18 protein-coding genes are annotated in these 18,178 nt (G+C 61.5%); 4 read left to right on the forward strand and 14 right to left on the reverse strand.

Annotated features, from left to right (window positions below; genetic code table 11):
• Positions 1-10: 10 nt before the first annotated feature.
• Genes flgF through flgB form a run of 5 tightly spaced genes read right to left on the reverse strand, consistent with a single transcriptional unit; the run spans position 11 to position 3,601 of the window.
• The gene (gene flgF, locus D3F03_RS15025; RefSeq protein WP_119110246.1) at positions 11-751 is read right to left on the reverse strand and encodes a flagellar basal-body rod protein FlgF; all 741 of its coding nucleotides are present in this window, start codon (positions 749-751) and stop codon (positions 11-13) included.
• A 28-nt stretch (positions 752-779) separates the two neighbouring features.
• Positions 780-2,027 carry a flagellar hook protein FlgE gene (gene flgE, locus D3F03_RS15030; RefSeq protein WP_119110247.1) on the reverse strand — a complete coding sequence of 416 codons (1,248 nt, stop codon included), beginning with the start codon at positions 2,025-2,027 and terminating at the stop codon, positions 780-782.
• A gap of 37 nt (positions 2,028-2,064) precedes the next feature.
• Positions 2,065-2,739 carry a flagellar hook assembly protein FlgD gene (locus D3F03_RS15035; RefSeq protein ID WP_119110248.1) on the reverse strand — a complete coding sequence of 225 codons (675 nt, stop codon included), beginning with the start codon at positions 2,737-2,739 and terminating at the stop codon, positions 2,065-2,067.
• Between the two features lie 13 nt (positions 2,740-2,752).
• Positions 2,753-3,157, reverse strand: coding sequence for a flagellar basal body rod protein FlgC (gene flgC / locus D3F03_RS15040; protein ID WP_119110249.1), 405 nt, complete (start codon positions 3,155-3,157; stop codon positions 2,753-2,755).
• Between the two features lie 18 nt (positions 3,158-3,175).
• Positions 3,176-3,601: a flagellar basal body rod protein FlgB gene (gene flgB, locus D3F03_RS15045; protein ID WP_119110250.1), complete on the reverse strand. Its 426-nt coding sequence runs from the start codon at positions 3,599-3,601 to the stop codon at positions 3,176-3,178.
• Between the two features lie 203 nt (positions 3,602-3,804).
• On the opposite strand from flgB, the gene flgA reads away from it, so the two are divergent.
• Positions 3,805-4,542, forward strand: coding sequence for a flagellar basal body P-ring formation chaperone FlgA (flgA, locus tag D3F03_RS15050; protein WP_119110251.1), 738 nt, complete (start codon positions 3,805-3,807; stop codon positions 4,540-4,542).
• Positions 4,543-4,633: 91 nt separating this feature from the next.
• Positions 4,634-4,954: a flagellar biosynthesis anti-sigma factor FlgM gene (gene flgM, locus D3F03_RS15055; RefSeq protein ID WP_119110252.1), complete on the forward strand. Its 321-nt coding sequence runs from the start codon at positions 4,634-4,636 to the stop codon at positions 4,952-4,954.
• Positions 4,955-5,427: 473 nt separating this feature from the next.
• Here the strand turns inward: flgM and D3F03_RS15060 are convergent, their stop codons facing one another.
• From D3F03_RS15060 to motA, 9 genes are all read right to left on the reverse strand, one after another.
• The gene (locus D3F03_RS15060) at positions 5,428-6,153 is read right to left on the reverse strand and encodes an RNA polymerase sigma factor FliA (protein WP_245960646.1); all 726 of its coding nucleotides are present in this window, start codon (positions 6,151-6,153) and stop codon (positions 5,428-5,430) included.
• A 1-nt stretch (position 6,154) separates the two neighbouring features.
• On the reverse strand, positions 6,155-6,949 hold the full coding sequence (locus tag D3F03_RS15065; protein ID WP_119110254.1) for a hypothetical protein: 795 nt from the start codon (positions 6,947-6,949) through the stop codon (positions 6,155-6,157).
• Positions 6,942-8,402: a flagellar biosynthesis GTPase FlhF gene (gene flhF, locus D3F03_RS15070; protein ID WP_119110255.1), complete on the reverse strand. Its 1,461-nt coding sequence runs from the start codon at positions 8,400-8,402 to the stop codon at positions 6,942-6,944. Before flhF ends, D3F03_RS15065 begins: the two co-directional genes overlap by 8 nt.
• Complete coding sequence (gene flhA, locus D3F03_RS15075; protein WP_119110256.1) at positions 8,399-10,480, reverse strand: flagellar biosynthesis protein FlhA; 2,082 nt, start codon at positions 10,478-10,480, stop codon at positions 8,399-8,401. Before flhA ends, flhF begins: the two co-directional genes overlap by 4 nt.
• Positions 10,477-11,628, reverse strand: a complete 1,152-nt coding sequence (locus tag D3F03_RS15080) for an EscU/YscU/HrcU family type III secretion system export apparatus switch protein (protein WP_119110257.1) — start codon at positions 11,626-11,628, stop codon at positions 10,477-10,479. The genes flhA and D3F03_RS15080 overlap by 4 nt, the downstream gene beginning before the upstream one ends.
• A 105-nt stretch (positions 11,629-11,733) precedes the next feature.
• Complete coding sequence (locus tag D3F03_RS15085; protein WP_119110272.1) at positions 11,734-12,357, reverse strand: protein phosphatase CheZ; 624 nt, start codon at positions 12,355-12,357, stop codon at positions 11,734-11,736.
• A gap of 12 nt (positions 12,358-12,369) precedes the next feature.
• Positions 12,370-12,756: a chemotaxis response regulator CheY gene (gene cheY, locus D3F03_RS15090; protein WP_119110258.1), complete on the reverse strand. Its 387-nt coding sequence runs from the start codon at positions 12,754-12,756 to the stop codon at positions 12,370-12,372.
• A 39-nt stretch (positions 12,757-12,795) separates the two neighbouring features.
• The gene (motB, locus tag D3F03_RS15095) at positions 12,796-13,785 is read right to left on the reverse strand and encodes a flagellar motor protein MotB (protein WP_119110259.1); all 990 of its coding nucleotides are present in this window, start codon (positions 13,783-13,785) and stop codon (positions 12,796-12,798) included.
• A 10-nt stretch (positions 13,786-13,795) separates the two neighbouring features.
• Entirely contained in the window at positions 13,796-14,656 is an 861-nt protein-coding gene (gene motA, locus D3F03_RS15100) for a flagellar motor stator protein MotA (RefSeq protein WP_119110260.1), read from the reverse strand.
• Positions 14,657-15,094: 438 nt separating this feature from the next.
• Here motA and D3F03_RS15105 point away from each other — a divergent pair, with 438 nt between their 5' ends.
• Entirely contained in the window at positions 15,095-16,510 is a 1,416-nt protein-coding gene (locus tag D3F03_RS15105; protein ID WP_119110261.1) for a flagellin, read from the forward strand.
• Positions 16,511-16,785: 275 nt separating this feature from the next.
• Positions 16,786-18,178: flagellin N-terminal helical domain-containing protein (locus D3F03_RS15110; RefSeq protein ID WP_119110262.1), on the forward strand; the 1,393-nt coding region annotated here is incomplete at its 3' end.

An 18,178-nucleotide genomic window follows, 5' to 3' on the forward strand; every position in this document is an offset into this window, starting at 1 on the left:
CGCGCCGCGCTCAGCCGTTGAGGCTCAGCAACTGGCTGGCCGATTTGTCGTTGGTTTCTGCGGTGCTGAGCAAGCGCATCTGCTGCTCGAATTGGCGCGAGGCAGCAATCATTCCGACCATGCTCTCGACCGGGTTCACGTTCGAGCCTTCGAGTGCGCCGGCCATCAGCCGGGCGTTGGCGTCCTGTGGCATGGGGTCACCTGAGCGCGCGCGAAACAGTCCGTCTTCGCTGCGTACCAGCGGGTCTTCGGCTGTCGGCGTGGCGAGCTTCAGTCGCCCGATGGCGGACGGTGGCTGACCGGCGACCTTGGCGGTGATGGTGCCGTCCGAACCCAGCGAGACTTCTGCACCGGGCGGCACGTCAATCGGCGCGCCGCCGTCCGAGAGCACCGGCAGGCCGGTGCTGGTCACCATCTGCCCGGTGGCGTTCACTTCGAAAGCGCCGCTGCGCGTATAAGCCTCTGTGCCGTCGAGCCCTTGCACCGCAAACCAGGCGCTGCCAGCCGCCATGGCATCCAGATTGCGGCCGGTGCGTTCCACAGATCCTGGCGTGTCGCGGTAGCCGGAGGTGGCTTCGAGCGCGAAGACGCGTGTGCTGGCGCCATCGCCTTGTAGCGGCACCGAGCGAAAAGTGGAGAGCTCGGCGCGGAAACCCGTAGTGGACGCATTGGCCAGGTTGTTGGCCAGCACCGACTGCCGCTGCGCGGCAGCGTTGGCGCCAGTCATGGCGGTGTAGATGACGTGGTCCATGGGGTCTCCTAAGGTTCAGGCGCTTGAATCAGCGCAGGTTCACCAGGGTCGACATGATTTGGTCCTGGGTTTTGATGGTTTGCGCGTTGGCCTGGTAGGCGCGCTGCGCGGTCATCATGTTCACCAGGTCGGCAGTCAGATCCACGTTGGAGTCTTCCAGCGCACCAGCGCGCAGATTGCCCAGGTTGCCCGTACCCGGCTTGCCAACGACGGGTGCGCCTGACGTGTTGGTTTCCACCCAGTTGTTTCCGCCCACGGGCGCCAGGCCTTGTGGGTTGCGGAAATTGGCCAGCGCAACCTGGGCCTCGGCACGCGTCACACCGTTGGAATAGCTGGCCATCACCATGCCGTCGTTGGAGATGTTGATGCCGGTGAGTTCGCCTGATGCGTAGCCGTCTTGTGTGAGGTCGGCGACGGAAAATTTGCTGCCGAATTGCGTGGTGCTGGATAGGTCGATCGTCACCGGCCACGGGGCGGGTGGGTTGTTCGGATTGGCACCCGAAGGATCGACGGTCACCGTCAGCGGCGACGTGCTGGCGGTGGGATCGTATGCGCCGTTGGCATCGAACGCGACGGTACCCACGGAAGTTGCCACGACTGGCGGTGTCGCGGTCGGGTCGTCCAGTTTGTCGTACACGTCCCAGGTGTTCGCCGTGGCCGTCTTCACGAAGTACAGATTGACCGGCACGGCAACGCCCTGGCTGTCGTAAACATTGACCGAGGTGCCATAGGTGGAGCGGGGCGTGGGCGGCACGGTGCTGGCGGCGTCTTTTGCACGAGCGTCCAGGTTGATCGCGGCTGTGATATTGGCCGTCTGTTTTGCCTGAATCGGCGCGCCTGTGGGGAAGCTCAGCGGTACTGGCTCGGAGGTACCGGCGCCAGTGGTGCTGTCCACCTTGAACCCCATCACCTTTGCCCCGCTATTGGTGACCAAGTCACCGCTCGTGTCGAGCTTGAAGTTGCCAGCCCGCGTATAGGCGGGTGAGCCATCGGGCTGCTGGAGCCTGAAGAAGCCGCCGCCGTTGATGGCGACGTCCAGGTTGTTGCCAGTGACGGTGATGTTGCCTTGCGAGAATTGCTGCGCAACGGCCGCCACTTCGACACCGATGCCGGCATTGCTGCCGCCGGCGGCACCAATTGACGAGGCCACGATATCGGCAAATTCGCTGCGCGAGCCTTTGAACCCTGTGGTGTTGGCGTTGGCGATGTTGTTGCCAATGACGTCCAGGTTCCTGCTGGCGGCGTTGAGTCCTGAGAGACCTTGTTGAAAGCTCATGGTGTGCTCCTGAGATAACGGGTGTGGTTTGGGGGCGTTAGAGGATGGCCTTGATGGCGCTGTAGCTGGTGGTGCCGCCGCGAGAGAGTTGCAGGGCGAGCGCGCCGTTGTCCAGACTCACGGAAGCCACTTGGTCTACCGAGAGCGCGACGGCGTCCACAGGGCTCTGTCCATTGGCGGCAACCACCTGGAAATGCAGCGGGCCGCTGGTACTGGCGTCGCTGGCATCCCATTCGAAGTTGTAGCGCCCCGCCTTGAGGGCCCCGATGTCCACGGTGCCCACCTGCTTGTTGTTGGCGTCGAGTACCTGCACCTGTACGGTGGCGGCAGAACCGGCAAGGTCAAAGGCTCCGCTGCCTTTCTGGGTCGTGCTGTCGACATTGAGCGTGTTGTCGGCCACCAGCACGTTGCGGCCGACCATGGCGCTGCCCTGCATCAATTGCTGCGTGGCAAACTGGCTGGCCAGCCCCTTCACCGTGTCGTTGAGCTGCTGAATGCCGGTGACCGTGTTGATCTGCGCAATCTGCGAGGTCATCTGCGCGTTGTCCATCGGATTCATCGGATCCTGGTTGTTGAGCTGTGCTACCAGCAGCTTGAGAAAGCGATCCTGCGAGGCTGCAGAGTCGCTTGTTGAATTGGCTTGGGTGACGCTCGTTCCGGTAGCACTGGCGCCGGATGTGGCCGTGCTGGCAGAGGTGGTGCTGCTGATCATGGAAGGCTCCGGTTTATTGGCCCATTTGCAGGGTCTTGAGCAATAAAGTCTTGGCCGTGTTCATGACCTCGACGTTGTTCTGGTAGGACCGCGAGGCGGAAATCATGTTGACCATTTCCTCTACCGGGTTGACGTTGGAATGCGTGACGTAGCCGTCGGCATCGGCGAGCGGATTGCTCGGGTCGTGCACCTTGCGGCCTGGGACATCACTCTCCTGAATGGCACTGACCTTGACCCCGGCAGCACTGTCGTCGCCCATGGGGGTGGTTTGGAAAACCACCTGGCGTGCCTTGTAGGTCTTGCCGTCTGGACCGGCTACGGCATCAACGTTGGCCAGGTTGCTCGCCACCACGTTGAGGCGCTGCGCCTGTGCGCTGACGGCGCTGGACGAGATGTCAAAAATGGAGAACATCGACATGGTGAACCTCGTGGCGGCTTACTGGCCCTGAATGGCGCTGAGCATGGTCTTGGCCTGGGCGTTGATGAAGCGCAGCGTGGCCTCGTAGCGCACGGCGTTGTCCATGAACGTAGCGCGCTGATGGTCCATGTCTACGCTGTTGTTGTCGAGCGAGGGCTGTGTTTGCACTGCGTAGCCCACAGTGCTGTGTTCGGAAAACCCCGACAGCGGAATATGTCCTGCGTCCGTCGTACCGTAGCTGCCCGCGCGGCTTTCCTGGCTGACGGGCATGGTGCTGCTGCCGCCCGTAGCAGCGGTAAGCGCTTCGGCAAACTTCATGTCGCGCGCCACATAGCCAGGGGTGTCGACGTTGGCAATATTGCTGGCGAGAAGACGCTGGCGCTCGGCACGCAGCAGAAGCGCATGGCCTTGGAAGTCGAGCTGGTTGGTCATCTTGTCAAGCATTGCGTGCCTCACACCTGGTTTGCATAAGCGTCCGGCACAAGGCCAGCGGCGTGGGTCGATTATGGGAACGCAGGTGAATTTCTAAAGTGGAAAGTGCGGCACTTTGGCTGTGCAGTTCGGCGCTTCGTTTTGGTTCCGCCTGCCTATAGTGCGAGGGGTGAAATGGCCTGCAAAAGGGCAGGCGTGCTTCGAAGGAGAACCGTATGCACAACCCGTTTTTGACCTTGTGGCTACGCCTGCCCTTTCTGCGTGGCGGGGTGGCCGGTCTGCTGGCCGCGCTGATGGTGCCGGCTGTGTGGGCGCAGGACGCCGCCGAACTCTCGAAAATTACCCAGAACTGGATTGACAACAGCCTGCAGGCCGGTGCCGCAGCCGAGCTGCCATTGCGCATGGAGGTCGAGGTGGGGGAGCTCGATCCCCGCCTTCGCCTGGCGCCGTGTGCTCGCATAGAGCCTTACTTGCCGGCTGGCTCCAGGCTCTGGGGTCGCTCTCGATTGGGGTTGCGCTGCGTGGAAGGCGCCACGCACTGGAACGTGTTCCTGCCCGTTACGGTGAAGGCCTTTGGCCCCGCCTGGGTACTGACCGGCAATGTGTCCTCGGGGGCCACACTGACGCAAGCGGATGCGGTGCAGGCAGAAGTGGACTGGGCTGCCGACCGAACCTCGGTTCTGGCCGATCCAGCGTTGTGGGTGGGGCAGGTGGCGACACGGCCCTTGCAGGCCGGCCAGGCGCTGCGCCAGGCAATGGTTCGCCTACCCAACCTGTTTCAGGCGGGCGCCCAGGTGCGTGTGTTGGCGCAGGGGTCAGGCTATGTGGTTAGCACTGGCGGGCAAGCGCTGAGCGCCGGGAGCAGTGGGCAGACTGTACGCGTCAGAATGGATAATGGCAAGGTGATAAGTGGAGTTGTGAATGATGATGGGACAATCGCGGTGAACCTTTAGTGCGATTCGTACACTTAGACCTAAAGTCTCACCCAAAGACGTCGAAAACATTCCTACCGGCCCCCGGTATTCAGGGAGCATGGAGAGGGCAATGAAAATAGGTCAAACACCGGAACTCACAAGTGCAGTAGCGCAGTCGAATGCCTCCAAGCAGGCCAAGACAGCCGCGTCCGCTGCACAGGAAGGCGCGAAGGGCGCTGCGTCGGTCGCTGCCTCCGGTGTGCCTGTCACGCTCTCGCGCAATGCACGCGAAATTGAGCAAAACAGCCGCACGTCCTCAGATTTTGATGCCAGTCGCGTCAAGGCGGTGCGCAGCGCCATTGAAAGCGGCACCTTCAAGGTGAACGCAGGCGCCATTGCCGACAAGATGCTTGCGAATGCCGAGGAAATCATCGGCCACTCGCGCGGCTAGTGGGTCGCCTGCCACTGTTGGCTCGTCAAGTTAAGAGATCTCACCGGCTATTTTCATGAGCAGCCCTAGCCAAGTCGATGCCTCACTCGCAGAAGTTGAAGCCTTGCTGGCCAAAGTGGGCGCGGCCTTAAAGGCTGCCAAGCCGGAAGAGCTGCAACGGTCAAGCGTGCTTTTGCGTGATGCAGCGCTGCGGTTTTCTCAGGTTTTGGAAATTCATCCAGCATCTACGTGGGCACCAGCCATCGTGGCGCGGGTGCGTACTGTGGCCGCTCGTTTGGCAAGTCAGCGCGATGCCTTGGCAAGGACTGCCGTCATGGTAGACCGCCAAGTGGCAACGGTTTTGCCAGAACAGGTGCCCGCATCCACCTACGGGCCTCGCACAACCGTTCAGGGGCCTGGGCTTGCGCGTCTTTATAGGTCGGCCAGTTGAACTAAACCGTTTCTATAAGGCGCTATTGGCGCCTTTTTCATGGTCAGTGGCTGCGCATCCTGGCGCGTAGGCGCGCGATGGATTGGCTGTGCAATTGGCATACGCGCGACTCCGTTACGCCCAGGACCGCCGCAATCTCCTTGAGATTCATGTCCTGCTCGTAGTACATGCCCATGATGTACTGCTCACGTTCCGGGAGCGCCTCTATGGCCGCCACCAGGGCGCTGCGTAGCCGCTGGTCGCGCAGCATGGCCATGGGATCTACCTGGGCATCGGCGGTTTCGTGGCGCTCCAAGAAACCTTCGCCGTCATCGCCGTCGCCCCGGGTCATGTCTTCCAGGTACACCAGCTGGGTTCCACGAACCTTTCCCAGCAGGCTTTGGTAGTCGGCCAGAGACATGTCAAGGTCGGCCGCAATTTCAGATTCAAGAGGGCTTCGGCCCAGTTTTTGCTCCAGCCGCTGGACTGCCTTTTCAATGTCCTTCTGGCTCTTGCGCGAGCTTCGGGACATCCAGTCGGTCTCGCGCAGTTCGTCCAGCATGGCGCCGCGTATACGTTGTGTGGCAAAAGTTTCGAATTGCACACCTTGCGTGGCTTCGAACCGCATCAAGGCTTCGGACAAACCGATCATCCCGACCTGGATCAGGTCGTCAATTTCCACATTGGCGGGCAGCTTGGCGATCATGTGGTGCGCCAAGCGCCGTACCAGAGGTACGTGCTGGCGAATCAAGGCATCGCGATCGAGCTGTCCTTTTGCGGTGTAGGTCACGTCAGTGGCTCGTTGCAAAGTGCGCGGCGCAGAAGGTGTCACGGCTAGATGGTAGCGTAGCGTACATCCCCGCAGGGGCGAGGGTTTCGGCATTCTCCAGAAGTTCGAGGGTCAGGCGCTGCAAATCTGCAGGGCGGTCCGGATCCAGGGCGAGCGTGCGGGGAATGCGACCCAGGTGCGTGTCTGCACATTCGCACAATACGCGCAACTGCTGGTGTGCAGCAGCGCGTTGTCGCTGGCCGTGTGCCAATCGCACCACCGTGCCCGCCAGACCAGCATGCAGCGCGAGCCATTTAAGGTCCGCATATGTCTTCATGACCGCTTTGTCACCTTCTTCGAGCAGCAGCAAGGGTGATGCAAGGTTTTCGGCGGTGAGGCAAGACGCCAACACGGGTATGGGCGCATACAGAACCACCACAGCGTAGTGGCGCAGCAGCGGTTGCAAGCCGCGCAGTGGCGCTGTGCTGGTGCGTTCAAAAGGCGCCAGGGTGGCGAGCCCGCGCGCGGCGGGAAGTACCGCCAGCAATTGTTCGTTCTGGGTGGATTCGCCCTGAGGCGCTTCTATCCAGAGGTTGTGTTCGAGCAGATCGATCAGCCCTGGCGCGTCTGCGGATTCATTTGCCGTGCCATCGAGTACGACGGTGGAATACCCCTGCCCCTGCAGGTGGGTGCAAATGGTCCACAGCACCTCAAGCGAGCGGCCTCCTGGCGCAGCGGCCACTGAAATCAGCCGCAAGGCGTCTTGAGGCGTCCGGCCGTACAAGCTGGTACCTTGGTGCAGGCCGAATTCAAGCATCGACGAGACCTCGTTCCCGTGGCTGCTCGGGACTGTGCGAGAAGAAGAAATTGAGTTCACTGGCCTTGGGGTCGAAGGCTGAACGCGCTGGAGAGCGCATGGACGTTGCCACCAACGCGTGGGCGTCCGCTGTTTCCCAGTCTTCCGGAACCCGCTGGCCGTTGGTCACGCCGCGCAGCAGCAATTGGTGGCGGATCAGCGCATCCACCGCGGGCCCAAGTTTCACGGCTTCGTCCACCTTGGTCAGAATGGCTTGCTGAGTTCCGGAGGTCTTGAATGCCACCAGGGTGTCTTCCAGCGTGTCGCCATGGCTGCCGGCATTGAGCACCAGCAGGCGGTTGACTTCGGGCAGATCGAGTACGTCCAGCATGTCGCGGCGGCGTGGATCGCGCGGGGCGACGCCGGTGGTATCGATCAACACCATTTTTTTGCTGCTGAGCAGGCCGAGCAAATCTTGCAAAGCGGCTTGGTCGTGTGCCAGATGCGCGACGATACCCAGCATACGGCCGTAGCTGCGCAACTGCTCATGCGCTCCGACCCGGTACGTATCGAGCGTGATCAAGCCCACGCTGGCGGGGCCGTGGATGCGAGCGCACAGCGCAGCGAGCTTGGCGGTGGTGGTGGTTTTGCCCACGCCGGTTGACCCGACCAGGGCATACGTGCCGCCTTGCTCGTACAAAGGGAGCATCGCGGCATCCGTCTTGAGGTTGCGCTCCAGAACTTCCATCAGCCAGCGCACTGATTCGGCAGCATTGAGATCGTCCGGCAGGCGCTCGAGGATGGTGCGGGCGAGCGCGGGGGAGTAGCCGCCGCGGATCAGCTTGAGCATGAGGTTCGACTGAATCGGGTTTTGCCTGGCCTGACCCAACCAGGACAGGGTGTTGAAGCGGTCTTCAATCAGGTCCTTCATGGCCTGCAATTCATGCATCAGGTTTTTCTGGCCTGCAAGTGACGTGGCGGGTGCGGCCGCCGCAGGCTCACGGCGCACGCGCGATGCCGCAGCATTTGGTGCAGATTTCAGGGGGTTGTGGCGCTGCACGGGTGCAGAAGCTGGTCGTGGAGCAGGCGTTGGTTCACTGGGCTGGGCCTGCCGGCCTGCATCGGAAAGATCGGATTCGCCCAGTGCGTCATGGCGGCGGCGCAGCATGCGCTCGCGCACATAGTCCTGGAACGACAGGGTGCTCATCGCCAGTTGCTCCGTGTCCTGGTGAACGGGGTTGCGTGCGGGGCGTTCCTCTATGGTTGCGGCTTCCAGTCGGCCTGCGCTGCGTGGTGGCGTGGCCACCTGTGTGGGCTCATCCAGAGCGCTGAGAGATTCTTCCGCAGTGGCCACCACTTCCACACCATTCGGGGTGGGGCGGTTGGAGAGAATCAGCGTGCCATCGCCAAAAGCCATGCGGGCCTTGGCGAGCGCCTCGCGGGCCGTGGGCGCGTGGAAGCGTTTGATGTTCATGCCGTTGCTCCTTTGAGGATGGGGCCAATTCGAATGGTGTGTGTTTCAGGGATTTCGCTGTGCGCCAGCACCTGTAGGCGCGGCGCCACGCGGCGTACCAAGCGCGAGATCGCGCCGCGAATCGCGTCCGGCACCAGCAGGCAGGCGGGGAGGCCCATTTCCTCCTGGCGCAGCGCGACTTCGGCTGCTTTGTGCGTCAGGATGTCGGCCACGCCGGGGTCCAGCGCCGGACCATTGGCGTTGCCCAATGCCTGCACGAGCAGGCGCTCGAGACCGGGTTCGATGGCGATGACGTTGAGCTCACGTGTTGGGCCGTAGATTTGCTGCACGATGGCCGGTGACAGGGCCACACGCACGCGCTTGGCCAGTTCGACGGGGTCGGTCGTGGCGCCGGCATGCTCGGCCAGTGTCTCGACGATGGTGCGGATATCCCGAATGTGCACGGACTCTTCCAGCAGCAGCTGCAGCACTTTCTGGAACGTCGCGATCGACACCATTTTGGGAACCACTTCTTCGATGAGCTTGGGGGCCAGCTTGGCGACATGCTCGACCAGTTGCTGGGTTTCGGTGCGGCTCAAAAGCTTGGCTGCCTGCACTTGCATCAAGTGTGACAAATGGGTTGCCATGACGGTTTCCGAATCAACAACGGTAAAACCGGCCATTTGCGCCGCTTCCTTCTGCTGGTTGTCGATCCAGTGCGCCGGTAGCCCAAAGGCGGGGTCGGTGGTGGGCGTACCGATGAGCGGTGTTGAAATGCCACCCGGGTTGATGGCCAGGTGCATACCGGGAAAAGCCTCGCCTTCGCCCACCACCACGCCGCGCAGGGTGATGCGGTACGCGCTGGGCTTGAGTTCGAGGTTGTCACGGACGTGCACAGGTGGTGGCAGAAATCCCACCTCCTGTGCGAACTTGCGTCGCACGCCCTTGATGCGGGTGAGCAGGTCGCCCTGGCGTGTCTTGTCCACCAGGGCAATCAGGCGGTAGCCGAGTTCAAGGCCCAGTAAATCGATGGGCTGCAGGTCGTCCCAGGTCGCTTCACCGTCTCCCGTTGGTGCGGCCGGGGCTTCAACGGGTGGCGGCACCTTGGCGCGTTCCAACAGGACCCAGGAGAGATAGCCCAATGCGGCGCCAATCGTCAGGAACACTGCGTGGGGCATACCGGGAATCAGCCCGAGCAGAATCAGAATGCTTGCGGTAATGCCCAATACCTTGGGTGACATGAACAGCTGGTGCACGATCTGATGGCCCATGTCGGAGTCTTTGCCGACGCGTGAGATCACCATGGCGGCTGCGACCGAGATCAACAGGCCTGGAATCTGTGCCACCAGCGCATCGCCGACCGCCATCAGGATGTAGGTGTCCGCCGCCTTACCGGCGGACAGGCCATGCTGCAGCATTCCGATGGAAAAGCCCCCCACGATGTTGATCAAGAGGATGAGGATGCCGGCCATGGCATCGCCGCGCACGAACTTGGAGGCGCCGTCCATGGAGCCGAAGAAGTTGGCTTCTTCTGCCACCTCGGCGCGCCGGCGCTTGGCTTCCGTCTCGTCGATCAGACCGGCATTCAGATCGGCATCGACCGCCATCTGTTTGCCGGGCATGGCGTCGAGCGTGAAGCGCGCCGATACTTCAGCAATGCGTTCGGCGCCCTTGGTGATCACGATGAAGTTGATGACCACCAGGATGGCGAAAACAATCAGGCCCACGGCGAAATTCCCGCCAATCAGGAAATGGCCAAAGGCTTCAATCACCGCCCCGGCCGCGCCGGGGCCGGTATGGCCTTCGAGCAGCACCACGCGCGTGGAGGCGACGTTGAGCGACAGGCGCATCAATGTGGTCAGCAGCAGTACCGAGGGAAAAGCGGCAAAGTCCAGTGGCCGCAGCATGTAGGCGGCGACCATCATCACCATCAGGGCGACCGCGATGTTGAGGGTGAAAAAAGTGTCCAGCAGCCATGGTGGAATCGGCAGCACCATCAGGGCCAGGATGGCGACCACCAAAAGCGGCGCAGATAGCCCCGTTGCGCCAGCGAGGCGGCTGCCCGCCCATTGCCGGGCTGACTGGATGGTGGTGGTCATGCAGGCGCACCTTGTCGTGTTTTAAGGCCCAGAGGATCGAGCTCTGGATCGATGTAGGGCTCAGGCACCTCGCCGGGCATTTGGCCTTCGCCGCGCAATGCCGCCTTCAGGCGGTACACATAGGCCAGCACCTGGGCCACGGCCGTGTAGAGCGCAGCGGGAATCGGCTGGTCCAGATCGGCATTGGCGTAGAGCGCACGCGCCAGCATGGGCGACTGCAGCACAGGTACCTCGTTGGCTTTGGCAAGATCGCGGATGCGCATGGCGACCAGGTCGGTGCCCTTGGCAATGACCTGTGGTGCGCTCATGCTGTCGTCGTACTTGAGTGCCACGGCATAGTGGGTAGGGTTCATCACCACAAAATCAGCCTTGGGAACGGCAGATACGCTGGCGCGGTCGGCGATCTCGCGCTGGCGCTGGCGCATGCGGCCCTTGATCTCGGGGTTGCCGTCGGACTCCTTGTGTTCCTGCTTGACTTCCTGGTGCGACATCTTGAGCCGCTGGCGGAAGAAAACACTCTGCAACGGCACATCGATCAGTGCCGCCAAGAAAACCACCAGGAGCAGCAAACTTGTACCCGCGATCAACCAGTCGGCTATATGGGAGAGCGCCGAGGGCGAGGGCTGAAGCACCAGCATCGCCATTTCGTCAATGCTGTGGCCGAGGTAGTTCCAACCCACCGCGGCCAGGATGCCGGTCATCAGCACCATCTTGGCCACGTTGGCCATCTGCTGCTTGGAAAAAAGATTCGCCGCGCCCTTGAGTGGGTTCAGTCGACTGAAATCGGGCGCTATCGGCTTGATGCTCCAAACCCATCCACCGGCGCCGATGGCGCTGAGCAATGCTGCGCTTCCGGTGAGCGCGGCAAAGACCATGCTGGCGATGAGCCCCGTCCCGGTCATGGACTGCAGGCGCGCGATCATGGATCCGGGTGACTTCATGGTGGCCGCGTCAAAGGCCAATTGGCGCACCATGTCCAGGCGCAAATGGTCAATCAGGCGCGGGGTAAACATCAGCAGCGCCATCGCGCCTGCGCCCAGAATGGCCAGGTGCGAGAGATCGCGCGAACGTGCTGCTTGCCCGTCGGTGCGGGCTTTTTGTAGCTTGCGCTCGGTGGCGGGGAGATTGCGGTCCTGGCTCGATTCCATGATGGCATGACGGGTGGTGTCAGGCCATTGTCGTGAGCAGCGCCGAAATCTAAAGCACGATAAGCGGGCGGGACCCGCCCTTTATTCAGAACGCAAGTGGGGGGGCTAAAACCCTAGGCTGGCCAGAAGATCATCCACTTGAGACTGGTCGGTGACGACGTCGGACGTCGCTTCGGGGTTGACGACCGGGCCTGAGAGATGGGGTGTCTTGGCTTCCACCGTGGGAACGACCACATGGGGCGGTGCTGTCTGGATGACGAGTTGAACCAGTTGCGCCTCGATGGTGGCGGCCAGCGCCACCACGCGCGCAATCACCTGCCCGGTGAGGTCGTGGAAATCCTGCGCCATCATGATTTCTGTGAGGTGCTCATCCGCTGCTTGGGCGATCTGCGAGACGTCTTCCAGAAAATTCATGATGGCGCCGGTGGCCACCGCCGCGACTGGGTCACGCACCAGCACCTCACGCATGCGCTTTGCCTCGGTGGCCAGGTGGTCGTGCTGCACCTTGGCCTGCTCCACCCGCGTCAAGACCTTTTCCGCAGCTTCACCTGTCAGCCGGGCAATGTACGAGAGGCGACTTTGTGCATCCGGCAGCTCGCCCACGGTGCTGCGCAACTGGTCGGCATAACCAAGCTCATTGAGGGAGTCATGCAACTGACGCGTCAGCAGACCGATTTTTTGGTGCACGTCGGGCTCGGTGGACGCGAGGGTATCGGAGGCGGTGCTCATTTCCATGGCGGTCTATAGCCCGGCTTTCTTGATGATCAAGGTGACTTTCTCTTCGAGTGTGGCCTTGGTGAAGGGCTTGACGATGTAGCCTGCCGCACCGCCTTGGGCCGCCGCGACGATGTCTTCCTTGCGCGCTTCCGCAGTGACCATCAGCACCGGCAGGTGCTTGAGTTTTTCGTCCGCCTTGATCTCCCCGAGCAACTGGAACCCATTCATGTTGGGCATGTTGATATCGGTAACCACGAAGTCGAATTTGGAATTGCGCAGCTTGTGCAAGGCGGCGACGCCGTCTTCCGCCTCGTCGGCGTCGGTGAAACCGCTCTCCTTGAGGAGGTTGCGAACGATGCGCCGCATCGTGGAAAAGTCGTCAACGATCAGGAAGCGAAGGGCATTGGCCACGTGGGACCCTTTCGGTCGAAAAATGCAAAAAACTCTGCCTTAAGGGCGCAAAGCGGGGGCAGACGCCGTGGGAGCTTGTGGGCTCGCTGTGCTGGCTGCTGTGACTTTGGCCACCGGGGTATCTGTTTGTAATTCTGCCGATTGTGCCGCAGGCGACGTGTGTGCACCGCCCAGCAGGCGTTCTTCGGCCTCGCGCGTCAGTACCGTGATGCTGATGCGCCGGTTGGCAGCGGCGCGCGGGTGCTCGGGATCGAGCGGGTCGCTTGCCGCGAGCCCCACCACCCGTGCCAGTTTGTCGTCTGGCATGCCTGCCGCCACCAGTTCCCGGCGAGAGGCATTGGCGCGGTCCGCAGACAATTCCCAATTGCTGTAGCCACGCTCTCCGTTGCCATAAGGGGTTGCGTCGGTATGGCCGGCAAGGCTCACCCGATTCTCGACACCGCCGAGCGCCGCGCCGATTTCGCGCAGGATGTCGCGCATGTAGGGCTTGACCAGTGCGCTGCCACTGTCAAACATCGGGCGGTTCTGGTCGTCGACGATTTGGATCTGCAAGCCATCGGGCGTCACGTCGATGTGGATTTGCGAGCGGAACTCGTTAAGGCGCGGGTTTCCCGCAATGATGCTGTCCATCCGGTCCCGCAGCGTTTTGATGCGCTGTACATCGCGCTCCGCTTGCTGAGCGCGCATTTCTTCAGCCGTGATGTTTTTGTTGGTGCTTTTTTTTGCATCGCTACGCCGCACTTGGCCATATACCTTGCTCAGATCGTTGCCGCCGCCTGGAATGATGCTGGAGCTGTTGCCCGCGCCAGTGCCGCCACTCATGGCAACCTTCAAGGGCGCATGGAAATAGCTGGCAATGCCTTCGAGTTCACCCTTGGCGGTCGAACCCAGCAGCCACATCAGCAAGAAAAATGCCATCATGGCGGTCACGAAATCGGCGTAGGCAATCTTCCAGGCGCCGCCATGCACCGCGTGGTGTGCCTTTTTCGCGCGCTTGACGATGATGGGTTGGAGCTTTTTTTCCGCCATGGCCCAGCTCTTACTTCCTGCCCTTCACATGGGCTTCAAGCTCCAGGAACGTAGGCCGCGCGGTCGCGAACAGCACCTTGCGACCAAACTCAATGGCTGTGGCTGGGTTGTATCCCTGCATGCTTGCAAGCAGCGTGGCTTTGATGCACTGCAGTTCCTTGGCAGCCTCGTCCACCTGCTGCTCCATCAGGCCGGCCAGTGGTTCGACGGCGCCATAGGCCAGCAAAATACCCAGAAAAGTACCCACCAAGGCAGATGCAATCATGCCGCCCAGCACGGAAGGCGGCTGGCCCACCGAACCCATGGTGTTCACCACACCGAGCACGGCGGCCACGATACCGAAGGCCGGCAACGCGCCCGCGAGGCGTGCAAGGGCGGCCGCTGGTGCACGCGCCTCTTCGTGGTGCGTGTCGATTTCGCTGTCCATCAGCGATTCGATTTCGTGCGAATTGAGATTGCCCGAAACCATCATGCGCAGATAGTCGGTCAGGAATTCGATGACATGGTGATCCGCGCCCACGACGGGGTATTTCTTGAAAATCTCGGATTCCTGCGGCGCCTCGACGTCCTTCTCGATGGCCATCAGCCCGTCCTTGCGGGCTTTTTGCAGGATCTCGTAGAGCATGGCCATCAGCTCCATGTAACGCGCCTTGGTGTATTTCGATCCCTTGAACAACCCGGGCATGCTGGAGACGGTGGCCTTGAGCAGTTTGGGCTGATTGGTGACGATGAACGAACCAAACGCGGCCCCACCAATCGTGATCATTTCAAAGGGCAAGGCTTCGAGCAGCACATGGATGTTGCCGCCGTGCGCGACGAAGACGCCGAACACACAGCCGAAGGTGATGATGTAGCCGACGATAACGATCATGGTGGGGCGATTCTGGCAGAGCTCCCGTGCTTTGTTTCACGGAACTGCGCTGCCTAGCCCAGCCAGATCGGGCCGCTGTGCGGTGGTAGAGGCACTGATATTGGCAGTGGCAGGGTGGCGCAGAGTCTGAAAATTTTCAATATTTTTAGGCCCTACCGCATATGGGCAAATGATTTATAGCTATTTAAATAATAGCATTTCTATCCCGACTTCGCACGCACCTAGCCTGCAAATCCCAAAACGAACAAAAAGTTACGTCGCCCCTAAAGTTTGTTGCATAGGGGTCCGATAACACATTCAACAGGGAATTCAAGCCCTGTACCTCACAGCAGCGGCAAGCAAGGCTTGGGCTGTCACGGGTTGGGCTGCCGGCATGCGCTGGCATTTTGATCGCGGTAGCAATGCCGCACGTTCGGATTTACACAAGGAGCTAGCACCATGGCATCCATTATCAATACCAATGTCCAGTCGCTCAATGCGCAGCGCAATCTGAGCACTTCGCAAAACTCGCTGGCCACGTCCATGCAGCGCTTGTCTTCGGGCCTGCGCATCAACAGTGCCAAGGATGACGCCGCGGGCTTGGCCATCTCTGAGCGCATGACTTCCCAGATCCGTGGCTTGACCGTTGCAGCGCGCAACGCCAACGATGGCGTGTCGCTGGCGCAGACGGCGGAAGGCGCGATGGCCAGCGTTGGCGACAACCTGCAGCGCATGCGCGAACTGGCGGTGCAATCGGCCAACGCCACCAACAGCAGCTCCGACCGTGCTGCCCTGCAACAGGAAGTGTCGCAGTTGTCCTCGGAAATTGACCGCGTCGCCACGCAGACGGACTTCAACGGCACCAAACTGCTCGATGGCACGTTCTCGGCCCAGCAGTTCCAGGTGGGCGCCAATGCGGGCCAGACCATCACCATTAGTTCTATTGCCAGCGCACGCACCAGTGCACTGGGCAAATTTCAAGGCATCAACCTGGTGAACCAAAGCATTGGCGTGGCCAGCGATACGGCTGGGGCTGCGACGGTCACCATTGGCAGTGGCTCTCCCATTTCTTTGGGCACGATTGCCAACGATGCCAAGGCGATTTCCGCCGCCATCAATGCGCAGGGTATTTCGGGTATGTCGGCTTCGGCCAATGCCACGTCGGTTGCCTCGGTGGCAACGGCAGCGGCGGGTGGTATCACGGCTGGCAACGTCACCATCGGTATCAATGGCACCAACCTCACGGTAGCAGCCGGTACCAATGCAGGAACCAACCGTGCCAATGCGCTGGCGGCGATCAATGGCGTCTCGTCGGTAACGGGGGTGGTTGCCACCGACGATGGTTCTGGCCTCACGCTCACGGCAGCCGATGGCCGCAACATCACCACCACGTATACCGATACGGGGACCACTGGCGCCACCATGGCCAACTTTGGCCTGGCCGCCGCTGCAACGACCGGAGCCACGATCAATATTGCCTACACAGCCAACGGAGCTACGGGCAACGTGGTATTCGCCGGTGTCATGGGGGCTTCTTCCACGGCGATTGGGAGCCAGGGGACGGCGGTGTCGGCGCTTGATATCTCCACGGTGGCGGGTGCGAACACGGCGCTCACGGCCATTGATGCGGCGCTCAACACCATCAACTCCAGCCGCGCGGCGCTGGGTGCGATTCAGAACCGCTTCAGCTCGACCATCAACAACCTGTCGGCCACCAACGAGAACCTGACCGCTTCGCGCAGCCGCATTACGGATGCCGACTTTGCCGCGGAAACGGCCAACCTGAGCCGCTCGCAGATTCTGCAGCAGGCCGGCACCGCCATGGTGGCTCAGGCCAACCAGTTGCCGCAGGGCGTTCTGGCACTGCTGCGCTGATCAGCGTGGCGGAGTAACGGCTGGCAGGGCCGGTCGATTGTTGAATCCGGTGCGGGGGTCCATGCGGCCCCCGCACCGTTTTTGCTTGATAGTCTGAGAAAGGTGCCAATCCAGTGTTTTATGGCGGCTTTGTCGGCCGCAGGGCTCTCCAGAATAAAGGTCCAAGGGATCAGGGCGTGTGCGCTTGCCGTCCCGAAACCCAAGAGCACTGAAAGCAACCCCCTTTGTTTGCTGACCGTGCGTTGATTTACAGCTTTATTTCAGGAGCTATCGCCATGGCATCCACTATCAACACCAACATCCAGTCGCTCAATGCGCAGCGCAATCTGAGCAGTTCGCAAAACTCGCTGGCCACGTCCATGCAGCGCTTGTCTTCGGGCCTGCGCATCAACAGTGCCAAGGATGACGCCGCGGGCTTGGCCATCTCTGAGCGCATGAACACGCAGATCCGCGGCTTGACCGTTGCAGCGCGCAACGCCAACGATGGCATCTCGCTGGCGCAGACGGCGGAAGGCGCGATGGCCAGCGTTACTGACAACCTGCAGCGCATGCGCGAACTGGCGGTGCAATCGGCCAACGCCACCAACAGCAGCTCCGACCGTGCTGCCCTGCAACAGGAAGTGTCGCAGTTGTCCTCGGAAATTGACCGCGTCGCCACGCAGACGGACTTCAACGGCACCAAACTGCTCGATGGCACGTTCTCGGCCCAGCAGTTCCAGGTGGGCGCCAATGCGGGCCAGACCATCACCATTAGTTCCATTGCCAGCGCACGCACCAGTGCACTGGGCAAATTTCAAGGCATCAACCTGGTGAACCAAAGCATTGGCGTGGCCAGCGATACGGCTGGGGCTGCGACGGTCACCATTGGCAGTGGCTCTCCCATTTCTTTGGGCACGATTGCCAACGATGCCAAGGCGATTTCCGCCGCCATCAATGCGCAGGGTATTTCGGGTATGTCGGCTTCGGCCAATGCCACGTCGGTTGCCTCGGTGGCAACGGCAGCGGCGGGTGGTATCACGGCTGGCAACGTCACCATCGGTATCAATGGCACCAACCTCACGGTAGCAGCCGGTACCAATGCAGGAACCAACCGTGCCAATGCGCTGGCGGCGATCAATGGCGTCTCGTCGGTAACGGGGGTGGTTGCCACCGACGATGGTTCTGGCCTCACGCTCACGGCAGCCGATGGCCGCAACATCACCACCACGTATACCGATACGGGGACCACTGGCGCCACCATGGCCAACTTTGGCCTGGCCGCCGCTGCAACGACCGGAGCCACGATCAATATTGCCTACACAGCCAACGGAGCTACGGGCAACGTGGTATTCGCCGGTGTCATGGGGGCTTCTTCCACGGCGATTGGGAGCCAGGGGACGGCGGTGTCGGCGCTTGATATCTCCACGGTGGCGGGTGCGAACACGGCGCTCACGGCCATTGATGCGGCGCTCAACACCATCAACTCCAGCCGCGCGGCGCTGGGTGCGATTCAGAACCGCTTCAGCTCGACCATCAACAACCTGTCGGCCACCAACGAGAACCTGACCGCTTCGCGCAGCCGCATCATGGACGCCGACTTTGCCGCGGAAACGGCCAACCTGAGCCGCTCGCAGATTCTGCAGCAGGCCGGCACCGCCATGGTGGCTCAGGCCAACCAGTTGCCGCAAT

This window comes from Simplicispira hankyongi (assembly GCF_003570885.1).
In the GTDB taxonomy this organism is placed as follows: Bacteria; Pseudomonadota; Gammaproteobacteria; order Burkholderiales; family Burkholderiaceae_C; genus Simplicispira; species Simplicispira hankyongi.